This window comes from Deltaproteobacteria bacterium (genome assembly GCA_022340465.1).
GTDB lineage: Bacteria > Desulfobacterota > Desulfobacteria > Desulfobacterales > B30-G6 > JAJDNW01.
Genome location: JAJDNW010000088.1, coordinates 38,188 through 62,670 on the forward strand (window position 1 = coordinate 38,188; position 24,483 = coordinate 62,670).

The window sequence follows — 24,483 nt, forward strand, 5'->3', positions numbered from 1 at the left end:
CGTAACGTTACCTCATAGCTATGCTCCCGTCGTGATGTTGTCAAATGCTTTTTATTGGCACAAAGATCGATATTTACGATTGAATGATCGTAACAGCGTGATTATCTTTTTCCAACAGACAGGATCACCTTGCTAAAAACCGGTGGGCCGTATACTGTCTCAGAATCGCAAGAGGTGCGTGCTGCGAAATAAAAATCGAACGAGGATACGGGGATATGCCGATTTACGAGTACAAATGTGAAAGCTGCGACAGCTGCTTTGAAAAGCTGGTTTTCAGCAGCGATGAAAAAGAGATTGTCTGCCCCTGCTGCGGGGGCGTCAAAACCAAAAAGCTGCTGAGTGCCGGAACGTTCGTGAGCGGGTCCGGCAGTGGGAGTGCCTGCGCTCCCAACGCATCCAGCGGCTTTTCATGAGCCGGTTGAAAATTGCGGCGGTCCGCCGCATATGACTTATGGAAGATGAAAACCTCCGGTCCCTCTATAAAACAGGTATGAGAGCGGCGGAGTCGCGTTTCATAATTCCTTGATTCGGGCACAGACGGTCATGTTTTGGCTGAACCGGCGGTGCTCGGTTGAAGGAATTATTTGGCCATGAGCTGGGTGATGGCCTTTTCCAGGCCGTCGATGGAAAGCTCGAACATGGGAAAAACGGTCCTGATGTGGTTAATCGTCTGGGTGTAGCGCCACATGTGTTCCTGAATCGGATTCAGCCATACGCTGTGGGAGAAGCTGTCCGCCAGCATCTGCAGACAGTCCATGCTCCTTTTGCTGCTGCGCTCTTCCAAATGGATGGATCCGTCGGCAGCCATCAATTCATAGGGAGCCATGCTGGCATCTCCGACAATGATCAGCCGCGTTTCCGGATCGTAGCGCAGGAATTCATCTATCCTGACAGGCAGCTTGTAGCGCGCCGGGTCTTTCCAGAGCGTGCCGTAGATGGTGTTGTGGAAGAAAAAGGTCTTGAGTTCCTTGAACTGGGCGCGGGCATAGTCGAAAAGCGTCTGCACCAGCTTCACGTAAGGATCCATGGACCACCCGCCGTTGTCGATGGCAATGATGACTTTCAGCCTGTCGCGCAGGTCCCGGTCGAAAACGATCTCGATCTCACCACCGTTGCGCATGGTTCTATAGATGGTTTCGTCGATATTGACCCGATCCTTGGGCCCTGAAGGGATCATGTTGCGCAGGCGCTTCAACGCCTCGCCCATCATCGCCTGGGTGAGAGGACCCGAGAGGGAATAGTCCTTGTAGCGCCGGTCCATGGCGACCTTTACCGCAGACTTGTTCCGTGACACGCCACCCACGCGCATTCCGCCGGGATGAAACCCGGAATGCCCCACCGGGCTGGTGCCGCCGGTGCCGATCCATTTGTTGCCCCCGTGGTGCGCCTCGGTCTGCTCCTTGAGCCGCTCCTTGAAGTACTCGATCAACTCCTCGGGAGAGAGTTTTTTCAGCTTCTCCTCATCCAAATCCAGAGCATCGGCTACCGCCTTGGGGTCCTTGAGCCACTCCTCGAGCATGGCTCTGGCCATCGCATCGACCTCGAATCCCTCGTGGTCCGGAAGCTCCGCGCCCTGAAAATGGTGGGCGAACACCTGGTCGAACAAATCGAAATAGCGCTCGCTCTTTACCAGAATCGAACGGGCCGATGTGTAGAAGTCCTCCAGGCTGCCGATCAGGTTCTTGTTCAACGCCCGATGGAGGGTCAGAAACGAGGTGGGGCTTACCGGCACCCCGGTTTCTTTCAATTTGTAAAAAAAATCGATAAACATAAAAAACCGCTTCGCGCTTTTTTAACAACCCACCTGCGCCGCTATATTATTCCCCTGGAAACTGAACTTCTGAGGGGTAGAGAAGTTTTATCCGTCATCCCTGCGCAGGCCGGGACCCAGGGCTTTCGGCTAACTGCTTCCTGGATAGCATAATATAGTTTCTACCATCGTTGATTAGAACAACCTTCGCCGTTCTGTCCGCTGCAGCGCCCTGTCGTAGTCCTGGCTCTTCTTAAAAAGTACACCCAGAAAGGGGACATCGCCCTTGGACAGTCTCTTGGGCTTAAAATCCGGGTCTGCCTCCAGTGCCCGGATCCAGTTGATCAGCTCGCGCGTGGCCGGCCTTTTTTCGACGGCGTCTATTTCCCTCAGGCTGTAAAACGTACCGATGGCGTTTTCGATCAGTTCTTCGTCAAGATCCGGAAAATGAACCCGGATAATCTTGCGCATCATCTTGGGGTCCGGAAAGGCGATGTGGTGAAAGTTGCAGCGCCCCAAAAACGGATCGGACAGGTCCTTTTTAGCGTTTGAGGTAATAATGATGACCGGACGGTTGCGGGCGGCGACGGTTTTATCGATTTCGATAATGTCGAATTCCATCTGATCGAGCACGTCCAGCATGTCGTCCTGAAAATCCGTGTCCGCCTTGTCGATCTCGTCGATCAGAAGGACCGTTCGATTCTCCGAAGTAAAGGCCTGGCCGATCTTGCCCATTTTGATGTACTCTTCTATGTTGCTGACATCCCTTCCGGAGTCGCTGAAGCGGCTGTCGTTCAGTCTCGTCAGCGTATCATACTGATAGAGGGCATCCACCAGCTTCATGCTCGACTTCACATTGAGGACAATGAGCGGCATCCTCAAGCTCTCGGCAATGGCATGGGCCAGCATGGTTTTGCCGGTTCCCGGTTCGCCCTTGAGAAGCAGCGGCATCTCCAGTGCCATCGAAATGTTGACGATGTTGGCCAACTCTTCGTCCAGAACATAACGGGTCGCCCCTGTAAATGCGCTACCATTTTCAATCGCTACCATGTATCAACCTCTTTTCTGATGATTTGTGAAATATCCCTGGTCAACATAAGCACCTTTTCCGCAAATTCAAGACTCAGGGTCCCGGCGCCGCAGCTCGGCGTTATCAGCGACTGGGACAGGATCGTCTCCCTTTCGATCCCCAGAGCCGCCATCGCATCGACTTTTGCATAAAACTGTTCTACCAGGGAGACGACCTGCCACCTGGTCTTCATGGCTATCAGCTTTACAGCGGTATTGCGGGTCTGGTCGTCGTAAAAAAGAGAGCGCCTCTGCGTCGTCCATGAAAGGCAGACTGCCAATGAGGACCGGTCGGCATTTGGCGTCGAAATATGTCATGCAGCCACCCCTAACTGTCTTATTTTCATCTACATTGAGACGTTGGTCAAAACGGCAACCGCTTGATCTGCGTGGATATCCCTATCATCTCAAAACGCATTGTCAATGAATTTAATGGGGCCGCATGTTGCGTTGACAAGCCGAATGTGATTCTATACCTCAATCTTGCAACCTTGGGGTATACGCTACAAATACCGCGCCGGCAGGCCGATGAATGCGGCCGGTACCAACCTTTTAAACGTGAGGTAGTTTATGACCGGAAACAAAAGCCGGATCGACTACGCCTCGTTGTGCGTGCATGCCGGCGAGGGGGTAGATCCCGCAACCAAAGCGTTGCGCCGCCCGATTCACATGGCCAACTCTTACGAGCTCCCCACTGAAATAGAAGACCTGTTGGAAGTATTCTCATGGGACCACCTTGACAAGTTCCAATACACCCGTGAACACAGCGCAACCCCCAGGCATCTCGAAGAGCGACTGGCCGCTCTCGAAGGCGGTGAGGACTGTGTGGTGACCGCCAGCGGGATGGGAGCGGTGTCGGCGCTTTTGTTCACCCTGCTAAATGCCGGCGATCACCTGGTGGCCTCGGAGGTCTGCTACACCGGCACCCAAAAACTGATGAGCACCCACCTGCCCCGCTTCGGTGTAGAGGCGACACTCGTGGACACCACCGATGTGGAAGCCGTGGCTGCGGCTATTCGACCGGAAACGAAAGCCGTCCTGGTCGAAACACCCGGGAACCCCCTGGTTTTTCTCAGCGACATCGAAAAAATTGCAGCCAAGGCCCACGCAACCGGTGCCGTCCTGATCGTAGACAGCACCTGGTCGGGCTTGATCGGCCAGAGCCCTCTGCGGTGCGGCGCCGATATTGTCATCCACAGTGCCACCAAGTATCTGAACGGTCATGGAGACGCTCTGGGCGGAGCCATCGTGGGACCCCGCAAGCTGCTTGCGGACGTCAGGGAATACGGAATCGTCCACCTCGGCGCCTGCATCAGCCCGTTCAATGCCTGGTTGATCATGAGAGGCCTGGTCACCTTACCCCTGAGAATGGAAAAGCATGCCGACAACGCCATCAAAGTCGCCGAATTCTTACAGACCCGCAAGGGCGTGACCCATGTCCGCTATCCCGGACTTGCCGACCATCCGCAACATGGTCTGGCCTGCAAGCAGATGGGCAACTTTTCCGGGATGCTCAATTTCAGCCTGGAGATCGAACTGCTGCGCAACTTCGAGTTCCTGAAGGCGCTGCAGATGATCAAACACGCCGTCTCCCTGGGCCACGACCAGAGCCTCATCCTTTTCATACCCACGGTCTTCTTTTTTGAAGACATGGTCAACTTCAATGAATCCCAGCAAAAAAAATATGCCAGGATCATGGGCGACGGCATCTACCGCTTCAGCGTAGGCATCGAGGATGCCGACGCCATTATCGCCGATCTGGAACAGGCGTTCGACAGGGTGGGGTTGGCCGGTTGATATGGTGCTTTGAAAAACAAACCCGCCACCTGCCAATCCAATGTTGAAACGCGCAACTTAGTTAAGGAGGTCGAATGAAACCGGGACGCCTTGAATTCCTGAGTTCAGACGAAGTCGAAAGCATCCGAAGCCGGACCCTTGAAATCCTGAAAGATACCGGCATCAGGGTTACCCTGAAAAAGATGCGTGATCTTTTGTCTGACCACGGCTGTACGGTGAATGAAAGCAGCAGGATCGTCAAATTCCCGGCTGACCTGGTCGAGCAGTGCATACGAAAGGCGCCGTCCGATTTTGTGATCTGCGGTGCCGACCCGGCGGTCCGCTTTCCCGTCGGTGCGGAAAAGCGGGTTTGGGCGGGCCTGGGAACCGCCTTCAGAATGCTGGATACAGAAACCGGCGAAACGGCTGAAGCCACCCATGGGGACGTTGAGAAACACCTGATCCTTTTCGACCACCTGGACAACGTATCCTGCAACCAGATGGACATCTGGGCCCAGGACCTGCCCATGCACACCATCCACGTGGAGGCCATCCGCACATGGGCGCTGCAGTGCACGAAGTCCATCGGCATGGGCGCCTATGGCGTCATGGCCACCACCGACATGATGGAAATGGTTTCCATGGTTATGGGCGGCCGGGACCGCCTGAAGGAAAATCATCCCTTCTGCGGCATCGTAAGCATCGAAAGCCCCCTGTCGAGCACACAGGCTCAGCTGGAGGGGCTCATGATCCTCGGTGAGCATCACATGCCCGCACTGGTATCGCCGGAAGCCATGGCCGGAACGACGGCTCCGGCCCCCCTGGCGGGCCTGTTGCTCCAGCACAATACCGAAATTATCGCCCATGTGGTCATGGCACAGGTTGCCAACCCGGGAGCCCCAGTCATGTACGGTACGGTGTCGACCATTGCCGATATGAAATCGGGCTTTCCCGCCCTCGGCTCCATCGAAACCGGCATGATCAGTGCCGCCTCCGCGCAGCTGGCAAGGTCCTACAACCTTCCGGTGCGCACCGTGGCTGGGGCCACGGACGCCAAAATGCTGGATGTTCAGTGCGGGTTCGAAAGGGCTCAGTCCATGCTTTTGGCTGCCATGGGAGGCGCCGACTACATCACCTGCGTCGGCACGCTTGAATCCACCAACCTCGGCGCCCACGAAATGGCTGTGATCGACAATGAGATCATCGGCAGGATCGAAAGGGCCCTCGAAGGTATCGATGTCAACGAAACCCTGATGGCCGCTGCGGATATTCAGCGTGTGGGGCCCGGCGGCAACTACCTGCTGGAGCCCTTGACACTGGAAAAATTCAAAAGCGAACATTTTATCCCACGGGTGTCGGACCGGGACCCGATGGAAGCCTGGAAAACGGCGGGCAGCAAGGGAATCGCAGACCACGCCCGGGCCGAAGTTTCCCGGATACTTTTGGAACACACACCGGTGGGAATCGATCCCAAGCTGAAAAAGGCCCTGAACGAATATGTCGAATCCGTAAAAAAACGCACGGTCGACGATTTTGAAGCCGCCGAATGGGGCCCGTAATTAATTGAGGACCGATACAGCTTCGGACCCTCGATTTATTACTGAACCCTTGGACCCTATTGGTGTAATTATTGGAAATAAAACCATCGCCGCTGAAAGTGCACTTAAAATAATATGGAAAACCAGCTTACCGAAGCACCCCTGACCTTCCGGGAAACCATCCTTTACAACCTGGCCGGCTTTTCGCTCAATGTGTACGACACCGTCATTGCCACCTGGATCATGTTTTTCTACATGCCCCCGGAGGGCAGCCACCATATCCGCTATATCCCCATGGCCCTGTTGGGCCTCATTCTAGCCGGGGGAAGGATCCTGGATGCGGTGACCGACCCGCTCGTCGGTTACCTGAGCGACCGCACCGTGTCCCGCTGGGGACGGCGCAAACCGTTTATTTTCATCTCCGCCCCTCTGCTGTTTATAGCCTTTGCCATGATTTGGCTGCCGCCCGAGGCCGATACCAGCTGGGTGAACGGATGTTACCTGGCCGCCATCTTGTTCGTCTACTACTGGGCGTATACCGGTGTCCTCATCCCCTGGTTTGCCGTGCTGCCCGAAATGCGGCAGGAAAACAGAAAGAGGGTCAAAATCGCCACCATCGGTGTCGCCATCGGCGTGCTGGGCGCACTGGCAGGGGGCGGTCTTTCCGGTCCTTTGCTGGAGAAAGCGGGCGCTTTCAAAATGGCGCTCATCCTGGGTGCGGCGGCCTTTATCGGCTCCGAACTCACCCTGCTTGGCATCCGGGAACACCCCTTGGAACGGCACACGGGCATGGATGCAGACGCCGCCGGGTTTTTCCGGGTTCTCAAAGAGGTGTTTGCGGATCGTCAGGTGATCGCCTTCTCGATTACGATCATGCTGGTACAACTGACCTACCAGCTGATGCTGATGAATGTGCCTTATTTCACTACCCTGGTCATGGGGCAGGATGAAGCGGCAGCCTCCATGTTGATGGGAAAAATCATCATTATCATGGCGCTTTCCACCCCCCTGTGGTATTTATTGCTGAGCAAATTTCCAAAACGGCATGTCTTCAGGGTCATTATGCTGATCATGACGGCCGGATTCATCCTCAGTTTTTTCATCGGGGAATTGCCCGTGGTGCCGCTTTCGTTTCAGGCCGTCATCGTTTTCGCCCTCGTCGCCGTTCCGGTGGGAGGAATGTTTGCCGTGGCCATCGGCCTGATTGCCGATCTGACCGATTACGACGAACTCAAGTCGGGCAGGAGAAGGGAAGCTGTTTACTACGGCATATACGGCATTGTCAGAAAAACCGGCTGGGCCTTCTGTTCCCTGATCATGATGGGTGTGTTTCGATGGTTCGGGTTCAGCGCCGAAAACCCCGCGGGCGTCAGGGTCATCTGGCTGGTGTGCGCCTTGGCCTGCCTGCTGGGCTTTGTTGCCTTCATCCCGTACAAGATCCGGGACAATCAGGAGGACACCCGGAAACAAATGGATCATGACAGGGCCATTTAAACATTGCCAGCTGATGATCGCATCCGTCTGCCTGCTGGCAGCCATCGACGCGGTCTGCGTGTGGGCAGGGACGCTTCCCGGCGCCGATGCGGAAACCTTTTCTACAACGGCAAGGGGAAAAAAAGATGGCGGCTGGCGGGGGCCGGTCAGGGGGTGGCATTATTACCTGGAGGACGGCTACCTCGGCATCGACAATTATGCGGAAAATATTGCCTTCAGAATCAACGGGCAGATCATCGGCGATGCCGGCCGTATCGATGCCGACGATCAACTGCAAACCGCGTTCCCGGGCCTTGACCAAAACAATTGGCTTTTTCGCAAATTGCATATCTCCGTCTACGCAAATTTTTACGACACGTTCGATTTCCGGGTGGGCATCGATTTTGCCAACACCAGAGACATACAGGATATCTGGATCCGTTACCTCGGTCACCCCTTTCTAAAAAAGATCAAGGTGGGCAACCTGAAGGAACCGTTTTCACTGGAGCATCTCACCAGCATCACCCGGACGACCTTCATGGAAAGAGCACTGCCGGAAGCGGCTTTCAGCGCCGGCCACAACATCGGGATACGTTACGACAGCCAGGAAACCCAGAGGAAATGGAACCTGGGGGCGGGTTTGTTTTTAAACACGGGATCCTTTTCCGACCTGGGAGATGCACAAAACCAAATCAGCGAGGCCAATGGCGTCGATGCGACCGTGCGTGTCTTCGGCACGCCGGCAGCCGATGGTTCAGGCGCAAGAATCCTGCATCTAGGCCTGGCCTACAGCTTCGGCCTGCGTGACGACCGGCACGCAAGTTCGGCCATGGAATTCCGAACCAGGCCCGAGTCGAGGCTCACCGATGAACGCCTCGTGGACACGGGGGCATTGGCCGGCAAGGGACTTGACAAAGCCAATGCCGAACTGGCACTGGTTTGGGGGTCCCTGTCCCTTCAAGGGCAGTTGCATTACGTAGACGTGGATGCAGATGCATATGGCGACCCGCAATTCTGGGGCTACTACACTTTCCTGAGTTATCTCCTTACCGGTGAGCACCGAAAATACAACCGGGCCCTCGGTATTTTTTCCGGGATCGACCCGCAGCCTTCCTTCCATCCGCTCAAGGGTGAATGGGGGGCGTGGGAAGTTGCCCTGCGTCACTCCCATGTCGATTTGAACGGCGGCGACGTCAGGGGAGGACGTGAAAGCGACGCCACCGCCGGGTTGAACTGGATTTACAACCGCAATGCCCGGCTGATGGTAAACTATGTCTATGCGCACGTGACCGATCGCGAAACGCCGACCGTCGAGGACGGCATCACCCATATTTTTCAGGTCCGCTTTCAGTTCATCTGGTGAAATCGGCAGTGAGTGCTTTATCCTTCATCTTCGATGAAGCTGTTTAAGGAGATCCCCATGAGCCGAGAAGATGTTAAACGCAAATTAGCGGCCATCCTGAGTGCGGACGTCAAAGGCTACACCCGCCTCATGCGGGAGGACGAGCCGGCAACCATCAGAACCCTGACCGCATACCGTGAGGTGATGTCCGCCTTGATACAGCAGCATCACCGGCGCATCGTCGACACGGTCGGGGACAACCTGTTAGCCGAATTCGACAGTGTCGTCGATGCGGTACAGGGCGCCGTGGCCATACAAAAAGAAATAGCAACATATGGAGGTAGCCCATGAACTTGTTCGAAGTAAACGAAGACACCTGTAACCAGGACGGCATCTGTGCCGCCGTCTGTCCAGCCGGCATCATCGACATTCAAAAAGGGGCCTATCCGGCGCCTGTCGACGGGGCGGAAGAGATATGTATCGAATGCGGCCATTGCGTCGCCGTATGCCCCACGGCCAGCTTCTCCCATCGTGATATGCCCAAGGAAAAATGCCCGCCGTTGAATCCGGACCTTAATATCTCTTTAGAGCAATGCGAACAGTTCCTGCGATCCCGGCGATCCACGAGAAGGTACAGGAAGAGGCCGGTGTCACAAGAATTGCTTTCAAAATTGATACGCCTCGCAAGGTACGCCCCGACCGGACACAACTCCCAAGGCGTGGCGTGGCTTGTCATGGGGGACAGGGACGAGTTAAACCGTCTTGCCGGGGTCACCGTCGATTGGATGCGCTGGATGTTGAAGAACGCGCCCGAATTCGCCCAGTCCCTGCATATGGGCAGGACGATTCGTCGCTGGGAAGAGGGAAAAGACATCGTTTTTCGAGGCGCACCCGTCGTAATCGTCGCCCATGCCGCCAAACATGATCTTCAGGCCCAGACATCATGCACAATTGCATTGTCATACCTCGAATTGGCGGCAGCCGGTTTGGGGCTGGGGAGCTGCTGGGCAGGTTATTTCAATGCCGCTGCCAACAATTTCCCCCCGATGATGGAGGCCCTGCCTCTTCCGGATGGCCACCAATGCCGGGGTGCCATGATGGTGGGTTATCCAACATATACGTACCACCGGCTGCCGCTGCGCAAGCCGCCTGAAATAACGTGGCGCCTGTAAAAATGTAGATACCCGGTCCCGTAGGACCCGGCACCGGCACTGGTTTCACATCTATTTCAGGATTCGCTGCTGACAGCCAGCATGTAGCCCCGAAGATCCCTGGCGATGGAAGGATCCAGATCGGGCTTTTGGTAGGCATCGAAACGCTGTTTCAGCACCGCCGAAGCCCGTGTGTAAATATCCGGCGCGCCTTCAGCCTGCCAGCTGTCGAAGGGCAGGCGATTCATGACGCGCGTCGGCATGAACGCGCTGCGGCACAGTTCCAGGGTGCGTCGATGCGTCAGGTATTCGCCGCAGGCGCCCACCTCGCGGATGCTTTGCATATCGATGGTGTCGTCGTTGACTTCGATGGGGGCAAGCGTTTTGCGAACAACTTGAATAAGTTCTTCGTCGACAATAAACTTTTCGTAACTCATGGCCATGTAAGCGGCTAGAATACCGCAGGCATGCAGGATAAAATCAATCCCGGCCTGCAAGGTGCACATGAGCGCCATGGCCGCCTGGGCGCCTGCCTGAAAATCGAGGCCGTGGGCATCGTTGAGCCCTCCCCCCGAGCGGCAGGGCAAATGGTAGAAATGCGCCATGGCACCGGCGGTCAGAATGCCTTTCAGGCTTTCCGGCGAACCGTTGTAGTAGCTGCCGCTCTGCATGTCCAGCTGCGAGCCGCCCCCGCCGTAAACAACCGGGGAACCGGGTCTGACAAGTTGGGTCAGAACCAGACCGGCCAGAAAGCAGGCTGTCTGGACGACCAGATGTCCTGCGGGTATCATCGGGGAAGACGCACCCATGATACCCATACCGGCAATGATCACCGCCTGTCCGTTGCGGGCGGACACGATCATTGCATCGGCCATCTCTTCTGAAAACTGCAGCGGCGCCAGGCTGTTTATATTGGAAATCATTACCGTTTCAAAGGGGACTCTTTCATCGGGCGAACGCCCGAAAAGGATGCGGCCCATACGCACGGCATCTTCCATGGCTGTCATGGAAAGCGGACTGCCCATGAAGGGCTTGTCACAGAGGGTCATGACGTTGTGGAGCATGTCCAGGTGATAGGTTTTCCGGGGGAGGCCTTCGGGGTCGACGATCAGAAAGCCGGCAATATTGACCACTTCAGACGTATGTATCAACCGGCAGAAACGCCGGTAATCCTCCAGATTAGCGTTCCTCTTGTTGCAGGGCGGGTCCATTATGTTCGGGGCGCCGTACCCCGGGGCAATGGCGGTTTGTCCGGATCCGACGATGACGCTTTTGTCAGGGTTGCGGGCATGCAGCCTGAAAGTTGAAGGCGAGCTTTCCAGCGCTTTCTGAACCTGGTCCGATGTTATGAACACATGGTTTCCGTCGGTCCGGATACCGTGGCGCTTGAAAATGTCCACCGCCCTTTTTCCGTGAAAAACAATCCCCACCTCCTGAAGGATAGCCAGTGAAGCCTCGTGGACTTTAGCAGCGTCTAATGATTCCATGGTCACCTCGTGAACCGTTTGAATTCCTAACGCTTTTTCATCAACCCAAACCGGCTAAACGGTGTTCGATAGCCGTGAAACCTGCCGCCTGAATTTCCCGGCACCGCCATTGGCCGGATGCCGCACCTTGCGGGCTTTGACCCCCAGTTTGTTCAAAGCCGCATGCGCTTTTTCGCCGACGGCAATAATGGTACCCGGTCGGGTCCGCTCGATCAAATCCATCAAAATGGGCCCGCCCATATCGAGCTCTTCTTGCGTGGGTGTCCGGTTGGAAAGCGGGCCCGCATCCGGTTTAAAGGGATGCCAGGGGAAGGCATTCCACAGGATGAAGCGCCTGGTATCGAAACCGGCCTGTATCAAATGCCCCCAGACAATGGTCGCCGTTGGTTCTGAAAAACCGGCTGGCTTTATTTCCGTACGGCTGGTTCGCCGCGGCTCAAGGCCGGTAAAGACATGTTGCGGTAAAATACCTTTAGGGGCATGCCCACCAAGCAGAATTCTTTCCGAGGTCATGGGAATCCCGGTAAAATGCCCCCCCTGGTATCCAAGCGCCTCACCCACGAAAAGGCAGGTGGCCCGGCCCACACGCTCTTGCAGGTATTGAAACAGCTGCCTGCGCCTAACGGAGGCACCGCTACAGTCGATATCGTTTACCCTGTCTGTCTGCCGCCAGGGGTTGAAGACCGGACCGTTTTCCGAAAATGCTTTCAACGCATCGATGAAATCCATGCAATCCGTGAAACCCGTGTCTGAGAAAATATGCGCTCCCCTCACAGATCCCCCAGCGCCTCGACTAGCCGGTCCACGTCCCCTACGGAATTGTAGTGCACCAAACTGATCCTGACGACACCGTCTTCGGTATCCTTTATCCCTAAACCTTCCAGGCAGCGCACAGCATAAAAATCGCCGTTGCGCACGGCAATCTTTCTTACGGTCAACCGCTTGACCACTTCCCGCGAAGTCATGCCTTCGACCGTGAAAGAGATGGTGGCCGCCCGGAATCCCGCCTGCGCCTGTTTGTGGCCGATGATCCGTGATCCGGGTACGGCGGCGATCGCTTCCAGAATTCGATTGGCTTGTCTGGTTTCGTGCTCGCCGAACAGCCCGAACACCTTGAGGGCCCTGGCGTGAAGATTTGGCCCGGTTTCCGTGAAGTGGTGGTCGTAAACGGCGTCGATGTAGGCGGCAATCCCTGCAGCGGCAGCTATTTCTGCGTGCAGGGGACCTGCGGGGTTAAAATTGTAGTGGGGGATTCCCCGGTTGAAATAATGTCCCTGAGGTTCGAGGGTGTCCATCACATTTCCACGACACCACATGACACCCAGATGAGGACCGAACGTCTTGTACGTGCTGAAAAGATAGATATCCAGGCCGCTGGCCCCGCTGTTCAAAACCTGGTGCGGTGCGTAGGAAACACCGTCGCCGACGGTTAGGGCGCCGACGTCGTGGGCCATGTCACAAATGGTTTTGTAGTCGTTCATGCTTCCCACGATATTGGAGCAAAGCGGAAAACAAACCAGGCGGGTTTTTGCGTTGAGCAGCGTTGCCAGATCCGCGAGAGAAAGCTCACCGCTCTGAGGATCTATGCGCCACTCCCTGACGATCGCTCCAAACTCAGCCAACCTTCGCCAGCACCCGATATTGGCCTCGTGGTCCTGATTGGTGACCACGACCTCATCCCCGGGCCTCAGCGTCGGGCGGACGGCCTGCGCAAGAACATAGGTGTTCATGGAAGTGGAGGGCCCCAGGGTCAACTCGGCCGAATCGCAGTCGATCAACTCGGCAATGGCCTGGTAGCCCTCGTCCATGGCCTCACCGGCCGCAATGGAGCTCTCGAAGGGACCATAGGGCTGCACCTTGGTGAATTGGAAAAAATCGTTCAAGCGTTTGATGACCTGCGTTGGAACGTAGGAACCACCGGCATTTTCGAACATGGCCCAGCCGGCCGTTTTCGGATTTGTGAAGACAGGATATTGGGAGCGGATAAAATCGAGGTCCAAAATCATTGCTACTTCCTTCATGGCTGTAGCCTCAAGGTTACAGCCTTGAGGTAATGTTGGGGTGCGTCATGCAATCCTTAATACGCTTCTCAACCTGGTGACAAGCTTTTTATGGCGGCCAGATGGGCCGCCTCAACACTTTAGAGCATTTGCCATATGTATGTTCCGTTTCAACATTGGATTGGCGGGTGGCGGGTTTATTTTTCAAAGCACCATATCATCAATCATCTGCACGGTCGTCGCAGTGCCCTGCAGGATTACGGAACGGTATTCTGACAAACACTATAAATCCAAAAAACAAAGCCCCTTGCATTTTCATTCAAGAGGCTTTGTTTCCAACCGATATTTTAAAAAAGGCTAGAGCGCTTCACGCTGTTCAAGCTGCACGATCCGCGGTGTGATGAATATCAGCAGCTCGTTATTTTCCCGACTTTCCGTTTCCGTCTTGAAAAACCAGCCCAGAACCGGGATTTTGGATAACCATGGGAATCCATCAACACCCGTGGTCCGTCTGGTTTTCATGATACCGCCGATGACGATGGTGTCCCCGTCATTGACCAGGAGCTCTGTTTGGGCTTCGTTGGTGGAAAGCGAAGGCACTCCCTGAAATAGGGAATCGATATCGTTCTTGGTGATTAAAATCTCCATGGACACCCGGTTGTCCGGCGTGACATGCGGCGTCACCTCCAGAAGCAAATCGATATCCTTGTAGGATACCGAAGACCCGCCGGCATCATCCCTTTCCAGATAAGGCCACTCGACACCCTGTTTGATCTTGGCCTTTTTGTTGTCCAGCGTCACAATTTTAGGTGAGGAGATGACTTTACCCTCCCCGTTGCTCTCCAGGGCATTCAGGCGGGCATTGAGCAGAAAAGGCGTTCCGCCGATCTTGTCGAAAACGAAACCGAGGCTGGAGGAAGCGCCCTCGGCCGGGAAGTTCATGACCATGTCTCCGGTCAAATTGGAATTCAGTCTTGAATTGTAGGCTGGCCCGGCCGTGGCCGTCCAGTCGAACCCGAGTTCCTGGGAGAAATCTGTACTGACCTCCGCGATTCTGGCTTCGATGATGACCTGCGGGGTCACCCGGTCGATCCGTTTGACGATTTCTCTGGCCTGTTTCAGCTTGGCGGCGACATCGGTGATGATGATCTGATTGTTGCGGGTGTCGACACTCACCGATCCCCTTTCAGGTGTCAGGATAGACTGAATGTGCGGCAGTATTTCTGTCTGCGCATTGGAATAATTGACCGCAATATACTCTGTCATCAAGGGTTCCAGCGCTTTTTCCTGCTCCATGGCCTCTTGAGCCGCCTTGATCTTGGCCGCTCGGAGGTCCTCCTCGCTTTTCAGAGTTTTCAGGGTGGCAATCCGGATAATGTTCCCTTCATCCACCATGCCCAGCTGATTCATACGCAAGACCAGGTCCAGAACCTGGTCCCAGGGTACCGGTTTGTCCAGGGTAAGGGTTACCCGTCCGGAAACGTCCTTATCGATGGCAAAGTTCTTGCCGCTGATCTCCTTCAGAATGCGAAATACGTTTTTAACGTCCGTCTCATAGAAATCGAGAGCGATCTTCTCACCCGTGTACACCTTGGGTTTCCCACGCAAAAGGCCCACTTCAGCGGTCTGGCGGGGCATGGAAGCGTCTGACTGCCTGGCAGCCCCCACTACCATCGCCTGCCCACCGGCTGCAGTCCCCGCGGTCTCCGCCGCCGCGGGTGTTGCCGCCATATCTTGCATGGAGGTTTCGGCAAAAACCTGTTGCCAGGGCGGCATGTTGGCCTGCTCGAGCGGTTTGGGCGGAATCGTGGACGCCTCGAAATGGATCATGATCAGGTTGTCGATCTGCTCCACGGAATAGGGCACTGACTCACGCAGTTCGATGACAAACATGGTGTTGTTTTTCATTTCCGGCTTCTGGACCGGAACGATTCTGTTAACGGCACTCTCAAACCGTGTGGTGATAAGGGGGAATCGTCTGTATTCCGGAAGGTTGGCATTCGTCAGTTTGAGAAGTATCTTGGTATCCGTTGATTTCTTGATGTCATACTTGACGGGACCCGTGGTTCCGATAATGATGGTGGACTTGCCGGCCTCTTCACTTGCAAAATCGATCCGGTTCACCCATGCCGTATCGTCAGTTGTACCCGCCGCAACCGTTGTTTCACTGGCAACGGGCTCAACCCTTTGTACCGTCTGTTCGCTCTCAGCCGACGCACCCTGTACAGTGGCCACCACAACCGGTTCCACCGGCGTAGCATTGCCGGCGGCTGCCGCTTGATCGACAACCGGTTCCGCTTTTTCCGCATTCATGGTTGAGACGTCGGCAGCTGTTTTGCTGAAAGCGATATTGATGCCGTTGTCCCGTCGTACGACCTCGTAGCTCACATCGCTGTTCATCAGGATCTCAATCCTGGTTGCCGTACCCTCGGCAGTCAATTCCGTTGCCATTACCGAACCGATGACGGCATTGTCCAGCGTCAGATCACGCTGTACGTTATCCAGAACCGTTTCGGGAAAATATAAAACAACGCTCAGGGGGACCGGTTTTTTCACAGATGTATAGGTCAACAGCCGGTTACCTTCAATATCCACATCGAAAGACTCGTCACTCTCCGTAACAGAAATCGCCTTGATCGTCTTTGGCTCCAGAGGTTTTGTAATGTCGTTGTTCACCGGTTTCTCTTTACCCGCACACCCGAACATAACGGCCAGAAACACCGATAAAACAATTAATATTACAACGCTTCTGCTAAATCTTTTGTTTGACGTAAACATGTTATTCCTCTCCGGAAGGTTTCGGAAGTCTTAGTTCTCTCGTTTTTAAGGTTACATCTCCCTGAATGCTCTCGACCTCTTCTTCTACGACAACTCTGTCCTTTTGAATATCGATGACGGTTCCCTGATTGACACCGATATACGTACCCTTGGTAATGATGTATCCTTTGCCGGACGCCTCCTCAACCAGGGCTTTATTACCTTCTGCCGATCTGATAATGGCCCTCAGGCTCAACTGGCTCAAATCGATCCTTTCCAACGGCGTTGTCGGCTTCCGTTTCTTACGTTCAAGCGTTTTCGAAGCTTCCACGGCATTCTTTTTTTTCGGCGCCTCCTCCCTTATCAAAGGCACAAACGGATCGATCTTTCCCTTGGGGTCGTAACCGGTAGCCGCTTTGGCCAGGATATTTTCCTGAACCAGATCCGGTGTTGCGGGTATCGACGGTTCGTCACTCCCTTCCGCATTTTGGCCGGCATCGGGTTTTACCGGAGCAATCGTTTCCGCCGCCTTTGCCGGTGCCTTGGGGATTTCCCCGCTTGTCTGCTGTTGAACGGCTATCTTCTTACTGACAACACTCGAGGACTGCTGGACGTCACTCTTTTTGTCCCCACAGCCGCAGACAAACAACAAGAAACATATCAAACAGGTGATAACACGAATTTTATCTTTATGTTTTAACATGGTTTCCGCTATCGTTCCCTGAGTTAATTATTTCTTTTTCCTCTTCTTTTTCTTTCCGTTATCGCTTTTCGGCGCCGGTTCGACGAAGCGATATACCACAGCCGTGCAAGCCGTTGTCAATTCCTCATCGCCCTTCCCGGGCGTCATGGATATGTCGGTGACGTTCACAATTCTCGGCAACCCGGCGATCATGTCAAAGAAAACAGCTACATTGTGATAATTTCCGGCCACCCTGATGGCGATGGGAACCTCCGCATAGAACTCTTTCGTGACCTCGCGCTGGGGCGTAAACACAAGTATGTCGAGTCCTGCGTCCTGGGCTGCTCGAGAAATGCCGTCGATCAGTGTTGGAATTTCTTCCTTGTCGGGCAGCGCCCGTTTGACGATCTTGAATTCGGTCTCGGCCGCCCTCATTCGGCTGCGGTAGAAATCGATCTGCTTGGCATTTTTTTTGGCTTTTACCAGCTTGGCGCTCAAATTCTTGTACTCGAGCTCCAGTCGGCCGATTTCTTTCAGCTTCGGCATATAGGAGAAGTAAACGAACGCACCGACCAGGACGACCACCATCCCTACATATATCAGTATCCTCTGCAGCCGGGATAGGCGCTCAATCTTTTCGATAACGGGTGCCAGTGATTTCAGAGAAAGATTCATTTTTTTCATGATTTTTCAGGCTTTTTATCCGAGTCCGTCTGCTTTTTCATTCTTGCCATTTCAAAACTGAAATCCTTCAGGTTCACGTCCCTGCCTTTGATCGTCTTGCGCTGGATCGATTTCAGCGTGACATCCGCATAGGACCCTTCAAGGTTTTTCATGAAATCCGCAATCGTGCGTTCATCCATGGCGATCCCCTTCAGGGAAATTTTATCGTCTCTCAACGTGAAGCTGGTGAACCACATCCTTTCGGGAATGATGAGACGGGTCATCGACTCCAACAGCACCACCGCTTCCGTACGGCCGCCGTCCAGCTGGTTGATCACTTCGATTTTCTGGTTGAGAACCGCCAGAGCCTTTTTCAGGGCAGCTATTTCCGAATTGATTTTGTTGTATTTTTTTAATTCAGCAAGGGTATCCTGGTTCCGCACTTTGTGCTGGCTGATCTGCCGGTTCAGGTTGATATTGTAATATACGACGACGACGACGAGAAGGACAAAGGAAAGCAGAAACATGGAAATCTGGCGCCGCACATTCTCTTTCTTGCGTGCCGTACGAAAGGGCAGTAAATTGATGCGTATCATTTGTCGTTTACCCTTCTGATGGCCAGGCCCATGCAGATGGATGCCTGGGGTGCGATTTTTTCAATGAACCCGGGTTCAAATTTGGACTCGTTCACAAGAATGCCAGCAAAAGGGTTGATCGTCTGCACGTCCGCCGACGTTTCCACTGCCAGCAGCTCCCTGAACTCCTTGATAGTCCCTCCGCCACCGCTCAGAACGATTCTTTTAATCTGCTCGTCCGGATAGGTTGAATAAAAGAAATCCAGTGCCCGGCGAATTTCCGTGCACCAATCCGCCACCACCGATGAAATAATGTCAGACAGGTCCTCCTGGGAAATTTTTTCCGCCTGGTTACCGAACTTGATCTCTTCGGCCTCTTCCAGCGTGCAGTCCGTGATAGAGGCGATCTTCTGGTTGATCTGCCCGCATCCTAAGGACACGTCGCGCATGAATACGGACGTGTTGCCCTTGAGAATGTTCAATGACGTCTTGCTGGCCCCGATATCGATGAGGGCGACATTTTGCTCCCCGGCATCATAGTTGAGCTCGTAAATATTCTGCAGGGCGAAAGCATCCACATCTATTATACAGGGATTGAGGCCGGCCATCTGGGTCAGATTGATGTAATCATTGATCATTTCCTTCTTGGCCGCCACCAGGAGAACGCTCATCTGATTCGGATTGTGTTCATTTTCTCCCAATATCTGAAAATCGAGATTCACGTCGCTGATATCAAAGGGAATGTACTGTTCCGCTTCAAATTGAATGGATTCCTGCAGATGGTCCTCCGTCATTGTCTGCACGTTTATTTTTTTGACGATGACCGAGTATCCACCGATGGAAATGGCGACATTGTTCTCCCGAATACCATTGGAATGGTATAGTTGACGAATTGATTCGGCAATCGTCTCGGGGTCTTTTATGGAGCCGTCTTCAATGAGTCCGGAAGCGATATCGATGGCACCGAATTTTTCCAGTACCTGCCCTTTTTTCGTGTCTCCAACCTCGGCGGCTTTTATCGTCCTGGAACCGATATCCAAACCGACGAGATGGTCTTTTTTCCTAAAAACCATGATAATCTCTTACTCACCGAAAATTTTATCTTTTTCTGAAAGTTTAAATCCGAGAGCCAGAAGAATCTTTCTCTTCGTCTCCATGCGGCACGGCATACCCTGTTCGATACGTGTGATCGTGATGGGAGAAACATTGGCTTCCCGGGCAAGTTCAGACTTGCTCATTAGTAGAGACTCTCTTATTTTCTTAAGCGAATTTTTGCTCATACCGGTTATTTCTGATTGTGCAGTTCCCTGCGAAAAAAATGAATGACAACCAAATTGAATCGACCTACCTAGCCTTTTACCTTGATAGCATAATCGTCTAAAACGGTTGCATTGTCAAGTAAAATTATATATAAATTATACATAATTCTATTCAGTTACTGCATATTGTGCCTTTTTATTGAAAGTTACTACATATAGTGGAATGCAAATCGGTCAATCCTGGCTTTCAAAAATGGACCCTTATCCCTTGCCAGGCCAGCTCCCGCACCTTGAGGTTGACTTTGCATCCGCGCATACCCTATAGGACATGGAATGGTACGCTTTCTCGAATTTGCCGGGAAACCCTTTGTTCTGACCATCGAAGCATTCGGCAAGGTCATGCTGCTCCTGGTTTCCACCGTAACCTGGATGGTCAGACCACCTTTTCGGTTTCACGAAATATTCAAGCAAATGGAATTTGTGGGAGTCAACTCCCTGCCTGTGGTCGTCATTACCGGCGCTTTCACCGGTATGGTACTGGCAATCCAGACATACTACGGATTCAGGATGTTCGGAGGTGAAAGCCTGGTGGGCACCACCGTTGCCCTTTCCATGACCCGCGAACTGGGGCCCGCCATCACCGCTCTGATGGTGACGGGCAGGGCCGGGTCGGCCATGGCAGCCGAGTTGGGTACCATGCGGGTAACAGAGCAGATCGATGCACTGCACACCATGTCGGTAAATCCGGTTCAGTATCTGGTGATGCCCCGGGTGATTGCCGGTACCGTGATGCTGCCCATACTGACGATTGTATCTGATTTCATCGGTATTGTTGGCGGGTATTTCGTCGGTGTGGGACTGCTGAAAATCAATTCGGGCATCTTCATGGCCAGAATTATTGAGTTTGTCGACCTCAACGACATCTTAAACGGCCTCGTCAAGGCCTCTGTTTTTGGTTTGATTCTGTCTCTGGTCGGCTGTTACAAGGGATTCAACACCACCGGTGGTGCCGCGGGTGTCGGACGGGCAACGACGCAATCCGTCGTGATTTCTTCCGTTTCCATTCTGATCAGCGATTATTTCTTGACGGCGGTCATGTTTTGAAAATCGAATTATTCAATGTCTGCAAACGCTTTGGGAAACAGATCGTCCTCGACGATCTGAACCTGACCGTGGAACCCAACAGGATTACGGTCATTATCGGCAAAAGCGGGGGGGGGAAAAGTGTTCTGCTCAAGCATGTCATCGGACTCATCAGGCCCGACTCGGGTTCCGTCTTTATCGGCGAAGATGAGATTTCCGCCCTCGATGATAAAAGACTTAATGAAGTCAGAAAAAATTTCGGCATGCTTTTTCAAGAGGCCGCCCTGTTCGATTCCATGACCGTGGGTGAAAACGTTGCCTTTCCCATAAAAGAGCATACCCGGCTCTCCCAAGAGGAAATAAGGACTATCGTGGAGGAAAAGCTCCTTCAGGTGGGGCTTACGAATGTTGCCGACAAAATGCCCGCACAACTTTCCGGAGGCATGCGGAAACGGGTCGGGCTTGCCAGGGCGATTGCGCTGGACCCCAAAATCATTCTGTTCGATGAACCGACCACGGGATTAGATCCCATCATGCGTGGCGCCATCGACCAGCTTATTGTGGATACGCAGCGGCACACCAATGCAACTTGTCTGGTTATCAGCCATGATATCGATTCCACCTTTAAAATTGCGCACAAGGTCGCGATGCTGTATGATGGTCGGATTATTGAATATGGCCCCCCCGATAAGGTGAAAGGGTCCGAAAACCCATTCGTGAGGCGTTTTATCGAGGGCAAATCTTTTTCCGAACACTGACTGGGCGGTTATGTCGAAGCTGAGTGTTGAAGCGAAAGTTGGCGTGGTTGTCGTCATCGGACTGGTTCTCCTGGGCTACATGTCCATGAAGGTCGGCAAGATCGGTTTCTCCAAAAATCAGGGATACCCGATCGAAGTCTTGTTCGATTCCGCCAGCGGCCTGGCCCGGGATGTCACTGTTGAACAGGCCGGGGTGGAAATCGGCCGGGTTCAGGACATTCGCCTCGAGGACGGCAAAGCCCTGGTTACGCTGCGTATCAAACCCGCCATCGACATAAAGAAAGACGCCAGGGCCATTATCAGGACCCGGGGCATCCTCGGGGATAAATATGTTGAGATCATGGCGGGCACCGCCTCCGCTCCAACCCTCACGGCCGGGGAAAGGCTCGTGCGAACGGTTCCTGTCACCGATCTGGATACGCTCATGAATGTTCTGGGAGATGTGGCCTCCGACATCAAGAATCTCACCGGCGCTTTGTCCAACGTTCTCGGCGGAGCTGAAGGAGAAGCCTCGGTCCGTGCCATCGTCACAAACCTGCGTGAAGTGGTTACGGGCCTCAATCAGACGTTGCAGAGAAACAGCGAGGACTTCGACCGCATCGTCGAAAACCTGGCGGGTTTTTCGGAATCCTTGAAATCAGTGGGCGATGCCAGCCGGGAGGACGTCAAAGAAATCATCGCCAGTGTCCGCCGGGTTACCGGCAATATGGAGTCTCTGGTCACGGACCTGGATGAGATCACCGGCAAAATAAAAAGCGGGGAAGGGAGTATCGGCAGGCTGATCTATGAAGAGGATACCATCGACGAGCTCAACGAAACGCTGGCGTCATTGAGGGAAATCACCCGCAGCATCAACCGGGGCGAAGGAACCCTGGGCCGGCTGATCAAGGAAGACCAAACCATCGAAAGCCTCAACACGACCCTGGCCTCCCTGGACGAGATTACCGACAAAATCAACACCGGACAGGGCACTATCGGCAGACTGGTCAATGACGAGGAAACCGTCGATTCGCTCAACACCACCCTGGCGCAGCTCAACACCTACCTTGAAAAGCAGGAAACATTTCGCACCTATCTCGATTACCGCGGGGAATATCAATTCAACAGCGAAGCACTTAAATCATACGTGACCCTGCGTATCCAACCCCGCGAAGACAAGTACTATCTTCTACAAGTCATCGACGATCCCGAAGGCAAGGAAACGGTCACCGACACGACCACCGACATAAACGGGAATATCGTCGAATCCCACGAAGTCAAGATCGAACGCGATGCCCTTAAATTTTCGGCCCAAGTCGCCAAACGGTATTACGACTTCGTCCTCAGGGGCGGGCTGCTCGAATCAACCGGCGGATTCGGCTTCGATTATTATTTCCTCGATGACAAGCTGCTCGTTTCTCTGGAAGCCTTCGACTTCAGCCTGGACCGCAACCCGCATCTCAAAACCAAAATCGACTATACACCTTTTTCACATCTTTATATTACGACAGGGTATGACAATTTTATCAACGAAGATTCCCGTTCCTTTTTCATCGGGGGGGGAATCAGCTTTTCGGATGAAGATGTCAAAACCATTTTTTCAAGCCTTCCCATTCCCTGACACATCGTATGAACAAGCACATGAATACCCATGCACGCATTGAATATAAAACCGGCATTCGACGAACGATGAATGACAAAGAGATCACCCCAAAGAGTCGGAATCCTGGCCAGATCGACGAAAAGGCCAAACCCTTCAGGCTTTACAAATTCTTCACGCTGACCAGTTTTGTGTTCATTTTTGTAGGGACCATTGTACTCTCTTCCCTCAACATGCACTGGGCCAGAAAGATGCAGTTCAGCAAAAGCGAAGATTACGCCCTTCTTTTGATATCCAATTTGAATCATCAGATCTTCAGGCAGTTCATGCTGCCCATGAAGCTTGCCGGTGAAAAAATCCGGCTGAGGGAGAAGCGCCAGTTTGAGAGGCTGGACACCATCGTCCGCGGCACCCTGCACGGCTTCAACGTGGAAAGGATCAAAATATACAACACAAACAACATCATTATTTACAGTTTCGATGAAGAAATCATGGGGATAAAGGATATCGGCGGCTCGGGGTATCAGAACGCGGCTTTGGGCAACCACACCTCGGAGCTGGAACAAAATGGCAGCTTCTGGCAAATCCTGCTCGGGTTTCCAAAAGAAATCCGGATCACTACGTATGCCGCCCTGCATGCCGAAGAGTCGCTGGCCGTCACCACCGGGCCGATCTTCGGCGTCGTCGAGATTGTTCAGGACATTACCGATGACTATCGCACCATATTCAAGTTTCAGGTGCTGGTCGTTCTGACTATCATGCTGGTAATGGGTATTCTTTTTATTGTGCTCATATCCGTGGTAAAGAGAGGCGAAGAAACCATCGAGGCACGGGCGCGGGAGCGGCTGAGGCTCATGGACCAGCTGAGCCGGGCGGAGCACCTGTCTTCGATCGGGGAAATGGTGGCCAGCGTTTCCCACGAAATCCGCAACCCGCTCGGCATCATCAGAAGTTCAGCCGAGCTGTTGAAAAAGAAAATCCGCACCCTGGACCGGACCAACACCATACCGGACGTCATCATCGAGGAAGCTGCGCGGCTGAACAACATCATCACCGATTTTCTGAATTTCGCCAAACCGCGGCGTCCCAGTTTGAGTGCATGCCGCATCGATGAAATTCTCGGAAAGAACATCGCCTATCTCTCTTCTGAAACGACGAAAAAGGGGTATGTCATCGATCATCAGTGGAATGGACATGTGCCGGACGTCATCGCCGACAGCGACATGCTTTACCAGGCTTTTTTGAATGTTTTGATCAACGCCATGCAGTCCATGCCGGACGGGGGCAAAATCGGAATCGAGATCACCGATGCCGAAGAACATGTTGTCGTCCATTTCAGGGACAGCGGTACCGGGATTGACGAAAAGATCATCGACAAAATATGGTCGCCCTTTTTTACCACCAAAGAAAAGGGCACCGGCATGGGGCTGGGCATCGTGAAAAACATCATTGAAGCCCACGGCGGCAGCATAACGATCGCCAATCGCAGTACACAAGGTGTCGACGTAGCCATCCGGCTGCCCGTAAATCAAGGAAGTTGAA

General features: G+C 53.6%; 23 protein-coding genes. 11 read left to right on the plus strand and 12 right to left on the minus strand.

Annotation, left to right across the window (positions count from 1 at the left end; translation table 11 throughout):
- Nucleotides 1-215 precede the first annotated feature (215 nt).
- Nucleotides 216-413, plus strand: coding sequence for a zinc ribbon domain-containing protein (locus LJE94_13365; GenBank protein MCG6911098.1), 198 nt, complete (start codon nt 216-218; stop codon nt 411-413).
- A gap of 167 nt (nt 414-580) precedes the next feature.
- Here the strand turns inward: LJE94_13365 and LJE94_13370 are convergent, their stop codons facing one another.
- The 3 genes from LJE94_13370 to LJE94_13380 all read right to left on the minus strand — a co-directional run bounded on the left by LJE94_13370 (nt 581) and on the right by LJE94_13380 (nt 3,012).
- The gene (locus LJE94_13370) at nt 581-1,771 is read right to left on the minus strand and encodes a hypothetical protein (protein ID MCG6911099.1); all 1,191 of its coding nucleotides are present in this window, start codon (nt 1,769-1,771) and stop codon (nt 581-583) included.
- 174 nt (nt 1,772-1,945) lie between these two features.
- Nucleotides 1,946-2,800, minus strand: coding sequence for a MoxR family ATPase (locus tag LJE94_13375; GenBank protein MCG6911100.1), 855 nt, complete (start codon nt 2,798-2,800; stop codon nt 1,946-1,948).
- Nucleotides 2,794-3,012, minus strand: coding sequence for a hypothetical protein (locus LJE94_13380; protein ID MCG6911101.1), 219 nt, complete (start codon nt 3,010-3,012; stop codon nt 2,794-2,796). The genes LJE94_13375 and LJE94_13380 overlap by 7 nt, the downstream gene beginning before the upstream one ends.
- A gap of 376 nt (nt 3,013-3,388) precedes the next feature.
- Between LJE94_13380 and LJE94_13385 the strand changes: the two genes are divergently transcribed.
- The 6 genes from LJE94_13385 to LJE94_13410 all read left to right on the plus strand — a co-directional run bounded on the left by LJE94_13385 (nt 3,389) and on the right by LJE94_13410 (nt 10,119).
- Entirely contained in the window at nt 3,389-4,615 is a 1,227-nt protein-coding gene (locus LJE94_13385) for a PLP-dependent aspartate aminotransferase family protein (protein MCG6911102.1), read from the plus strand.
- 74 nt (nt 4,616-4,689) lie between these two features.
- Nucleotides 4,690-6,153 carry a trimethylamine methyltransferase family protein gene (locus LJE94_13390; protein ID MCG6911103.1) on the plus strand — a complete coding sequence of 488 codons (1,464 nt, stop codon included), beginning with the start codon at nt 4,690-4,692 and terminating at the stop codon, nt 6,151-6,153.
- Between the two features lie 114 nt (nt 6,154-6,267).
- A complete protein-coding gene (locus tag LJE94_13395; GenBank protein ID MCG6911104.1) occupies nt 6,268-7,626 on the plus strand; it encodes an MFS transporter in 1,359 nt (452 codons plus the stop codon).
- Nucleotides 7,610-8,968 (plus strand): OprO/OprP family phosphate-selective porin, encoded by a 1,359-nt coding sequence (locus tag LJE94_13400; protein ID MCG6911105.1) that lies wholly within the window; start codon nt 7,610-7,612, stop codon nt 8,966-8,968. Before LJE94_13395 ends, LJE94_13400 begins: the two co-directional genes overlap by 17 nt.
- Before the next feature lie 57 nt (nt 8,969-9,025).
- The gene (locus LJE94_13405) at nt 9,026-9,298 is read left to right on the plus strand and encodes a hypothetical protein (GenBank protein ID MCG6911106.1); all 273 of its coding nucleotides are present in this window, start codon (nt 9,026-9,028) and stop codon (nt 9,296-9,298) included.
- A complete protein-coding gene (locus tag LJE94_13410) occupies nt 9,295-10,119 on the plus strand; it encodes a nitroreductase family protein (protein MCG6911107.1) in 825 nt (274 codons plus the stop codon). Before LJE94_13405 ends, LJE94_13410 begins: the two co-directional genes overlap by 4 nt.
- A gap of 56 nt (nt 10,120-10,175) precedes the next feature.
- Here the strand turns inward: LJE94_13410 and LJE94_13415 are convergent, their stop codons facing one another.
- The 9 genes from LJE94_13415 to LJE94_13455 form a co-directional block, all read right to left on the minus strand.
- On the minus strand, nt 10,176-11,585 hold the full coding sequence (locus tag LJE94_13415) for a trimethylamine methyltransferase family protein (GenBank protein MCG6911108.1): 1,410 nt from the start codon (nt 11,583-11,585) through the stop codon (nt 10,176-10,178).
- A 54-nt stretch (nt 11,586-11,639) separates the two neighbouring features.
- A complete protein-coding gene (locus LJE94_13420) occupies nt 11,640-12,314 on the minus strand; it encodes a uracil-DNA glycosylase (protein MCG6911109.1) in 675 nt (224 codons plus the stop codon).
- Nucleotides 12,315-12,355: 41 nt separating this feature from the next.
- A complete protein-coding gene (locus tag LJE94_13425; GenBank protein MCG6911110.1) occupies nt 12,356-13,606 on the minus strand; it encodes an aminotransferase class V-fold PLP-dependent enzyme in 1,251 nt (416 codons plus the stop codon).
- A 336-nt stretch (nt 13,607-13,942) separates the two neighbouring features.
- The gene (gene pilQ / locus LJE94_13430) at nt 13,943-16,261 is read right to left on the minus strand and encodes a type IV pilus secretin PilQ (protein ID MCG6911111.1); all 2,319 of its coding nucleotides are present in this window, start codon (nt 16,259-16,261) and stop codon (nt 13,943-13,945) included.
- 103 nt (nt 16,262-16,364) lie between these two features.
- Complete coding sequence (locus tag LJE94_13435) at nt 16,365-17,045, minus strand: pilus assembly protein PilP (GenBank protein ID MCG6911112.1); 681 nt, start codon at nt 17,043-17,045, stop codon at nt 16,365-16,367.
- Nucleotides 17,046-17,072: 27 nt separating this feature from the next.
- Nucleotides 17,073-17,708 (minus strand): type 4a pilus biogenesis protein PilO, encoded by a 636-nt coding sequence (locus tag LJE94_13440; GenBank protein MCG6911113.1) that lies wholly within the window; start codon nt 17,706-17,708, stop codon nt 17,073-17,075.
- Nucleotides 17,705-18,283 carry a PilN domain-containing protein gene (locus LJE94_13445; GenBank protein MCG6911114.1) on the minus strand — a complete coding sequence of 193 codons (579 nt, stop codon included), beginning with the start codon at nt 18,281-18,283 and terminating at the stop codon, nt 17,705-17,707. The genes LJE94_13440 and LJE94_13445 overlap by 4 nt, the downstream gene beginning before the upstream one ends.
- Nucleotides 18,280-19,335, minus strand: coding sequence for a pilus assembly protein PilM (locus tag LJE94_13450; protein MCG6911115.1), 1,056 nt, complete (start codon nt 19,333-19,335; stop codon nt 18,280-18,282). The genes LJE94_13445 and LJE94_13450 overlap by 4 nt, the downstream gene beginning before the upstream one ends.
- A gap of 9 nt (nt 19,336-19,344) precedes the next feature.
- Nucleotides 19,345-19,542: a helix-turn-helix transcriptional regulator gene (locus LJE94_13455; protein ID MCG6911116.1), complete on the minus strand. Its 198-nt coding sequence runs from the start codon at nt 19,540-19,542 to the stop codon at nt 19,345-19,347.
- Between the two features lie 312 nt (nt 19,543-19,854).
- Here LJE94_13455 and LJE94_13460 point away from each other — a divergent pair, with 312 nt between their 5' ends.
- The 4 genes from LJE94_13460 to LJE94_13475 are packed head-to-tail and all read left to right on the plus strand — an operon-like array spanning nt 19,855 to nt 24,482.
- Nucleotides 19,855-20,625 carry an ABC transporter permease gene (locus LJE94_13460; GenBank protein ID MCG6911117.1) on the plus strand — a complete coding sequence of 257 codons (771 nt, stop codon included), beginning with the start codon at nt 19,855-19,857 and terminating at the stop codon, nt 20,623-20,625.
- Nucleotides 20,622-21,362: an ABC transporter ATP-binding protein gene (locus LJE94_13465; GenBank protein ID MCG6911118.1), complete on the plus strand. Its 741-nt coding sequence runs from the start codon at nt 20,622-20,624 to the stop codon at nt 21,360-21,362. Before LJE94_13460 ends, LJE94_13465 begins: the two co-directional genes overlap by 4 nt.
- Before the next feature lie 10 nt (nt 21,363-21,372).
- Nucleotides 21,373-22,962, plus strand: a complete 1,590-nt coding sequence (locus tag LJE94_13470) for an MlaD family protein (GenBank protein MCG6911119.1) — start codon at nt 21,373-21,375, stop codon at nt 22,960-22,962.
- Between the two features lie 20 nt (nt 22,963-22,982).
- On the plus strand, nt 22,983-24,482 hold the full coding sequence (locus LJE94_13475) for a two-component sensor histidine kinase (protein ID MCG6911120.1): 1,500 nt from the start codon (nt 22,983-22,985) through the stop codon (nt 24,480-24,482).
- Nucleotide 24,483: the final 1 nt, after the last annotated feature.

Bases quoted from the DNA above. Each gene is read 5' to 3' on its own strand.
- LJE94_13365 (MCG6911098.1), top strand. From the start codon at position 216: ATGCCGATTTACGAGTACAAATGTGAAAGCTGCGACAGCTGCTTTGAA.
- LJE94_13370 (MCG6911099.1), bottom strand. From the start codon at position 1,771: ATGTTTATCGATTTTTTTTACAAATTGAAAGAAACCGGGGTGCCGGTA.
- LJE94_13375 (MCG6911100.1), bottom strand. From the start codon at position 2,800: ATGGTAGCGATTGAAAATGGTAGCGCATTTACAGGGGCGACCCGTTAT.
- LJE94_13380 (MCG6911101.1), bottom strand. From the start codon at position 3,012: ATGAAGACCAGGTGGCAGGTCGTCTCCCTGGTAGAACAGTTTTATGCA.
- LJE94_13385 (MCG6911102.1), top strand. From the start codon at position 3,389: ATGACCGGAAACAAAAGCCGGATCGACTACGCCTCGTTGTGCGTGCAT.
- LJE94_13390 (MCG6911103.1), top strand. From the start codon at position 4,690: ATGAAACCGGGACGCCTTGAATTCCTGAGTTCAGACGAAGTCGAAAGC.
- LJE94_13395 (MCG6911104.1), top strand. From the start codon at position 6,268: ATGGAAAACCAGCTTACCGAAGCACCCCTGACCTTCCGGGAAACCATC.
- LJE94_13400 (MCG6911105.1), top strand. From the start codon at position 7,610: ATGACAGGGCCATTTAAACATTGCCAGCTGATGATCGCATCCGTCTGC.
- LJE94_13405 (MCG6911106.1), top strand. From the start codon at position 9,026: ATGAGCCGAGAAGATGTTAAACGCAAATTAGCGGCCATCCTGAGTGCG.
- LJE94_13410 (MCG6911107.1), top strand. From the start codon at position 9,295: ATGAACTTGTTCGAAGTAAACGAAGACACCTGTAACCAGGACGGCATC.
- LJE94_13415 (MCG6911108.1), bottom strand. From the start codon at position 11,585: ATGGAATCATTAGACGCTGCTAAAGTCCACGAGGCTTCACTGGCTATC.
- LJE94_13420 (MCG6911109.1), bottom strand. From the start codon at position 12,314: ATGGATTTCATCGATGCGTTGAAAGCATTTTCGGAAAACGGTCCGGTC.
- LJE94_13425 (MCG6911110.1), bottom strand. From the start codon at position 13,606: ATGAAGGAAGTAGCAATGATTTTGGACCTCGATTTTATCCGCTCCCAA.
- LJE94_13435 (MCG6911112.1), bottom strand. From the start codon at position 17,045: ATGTTAAAACATAAAGATAAAATTCGTGTTATCACCTGTTTGATATGT.
- LJE94_13440 (MCG6911113.1), bottom strand. From the start codon at position 17,708: ATGAAAAAAATGAATCTTTCTCTGAAATCACTGGCACCCGTTATCGAA.
- LJE94_13445 (MCG6911114.1), bottom strand. From the start codon at position 18,283: ATGATACGCATCAATTTACTGCCCTTTCGTACGGCACGCAAGAAAGAG.
- LJE94_13450 (MCG6911115.1), bottom strand. From the start codon at position 19,335: ATGGTTTTTAGGAAAAAAGACCATCTCGTCGGTTTGGATATCGGTTCC.
- LJE94_13455 (MCG6911116.1), bottom strand. From the start codon at position 19,542: ATGAGCAAAAATTCGCTTAAGAAAATAAGAGAGTCTCTACTAATGAGC.
- LJE94_13460 (MCG6911117.1), top strand. From the start codon at position 19,855: ATGGTACGCTTTCTCGAATTTGCCGGGAAACCCTTTGTTCTGACCATC.
- LJE94_13470 (MCG6911119.1), top strand. From the start codon at position 21,373: ATGTCGAAGCTGAGTGTTGAAGCGAAAGTTGGCGTGGTTGTCGTCATC.
- LJE94_13475 (MCG6911120.1), top strand. From the start codon at position 22,983: ATGAATACCCATGCACGCATTGAATATAAAACCGGCATTCGACGAACG.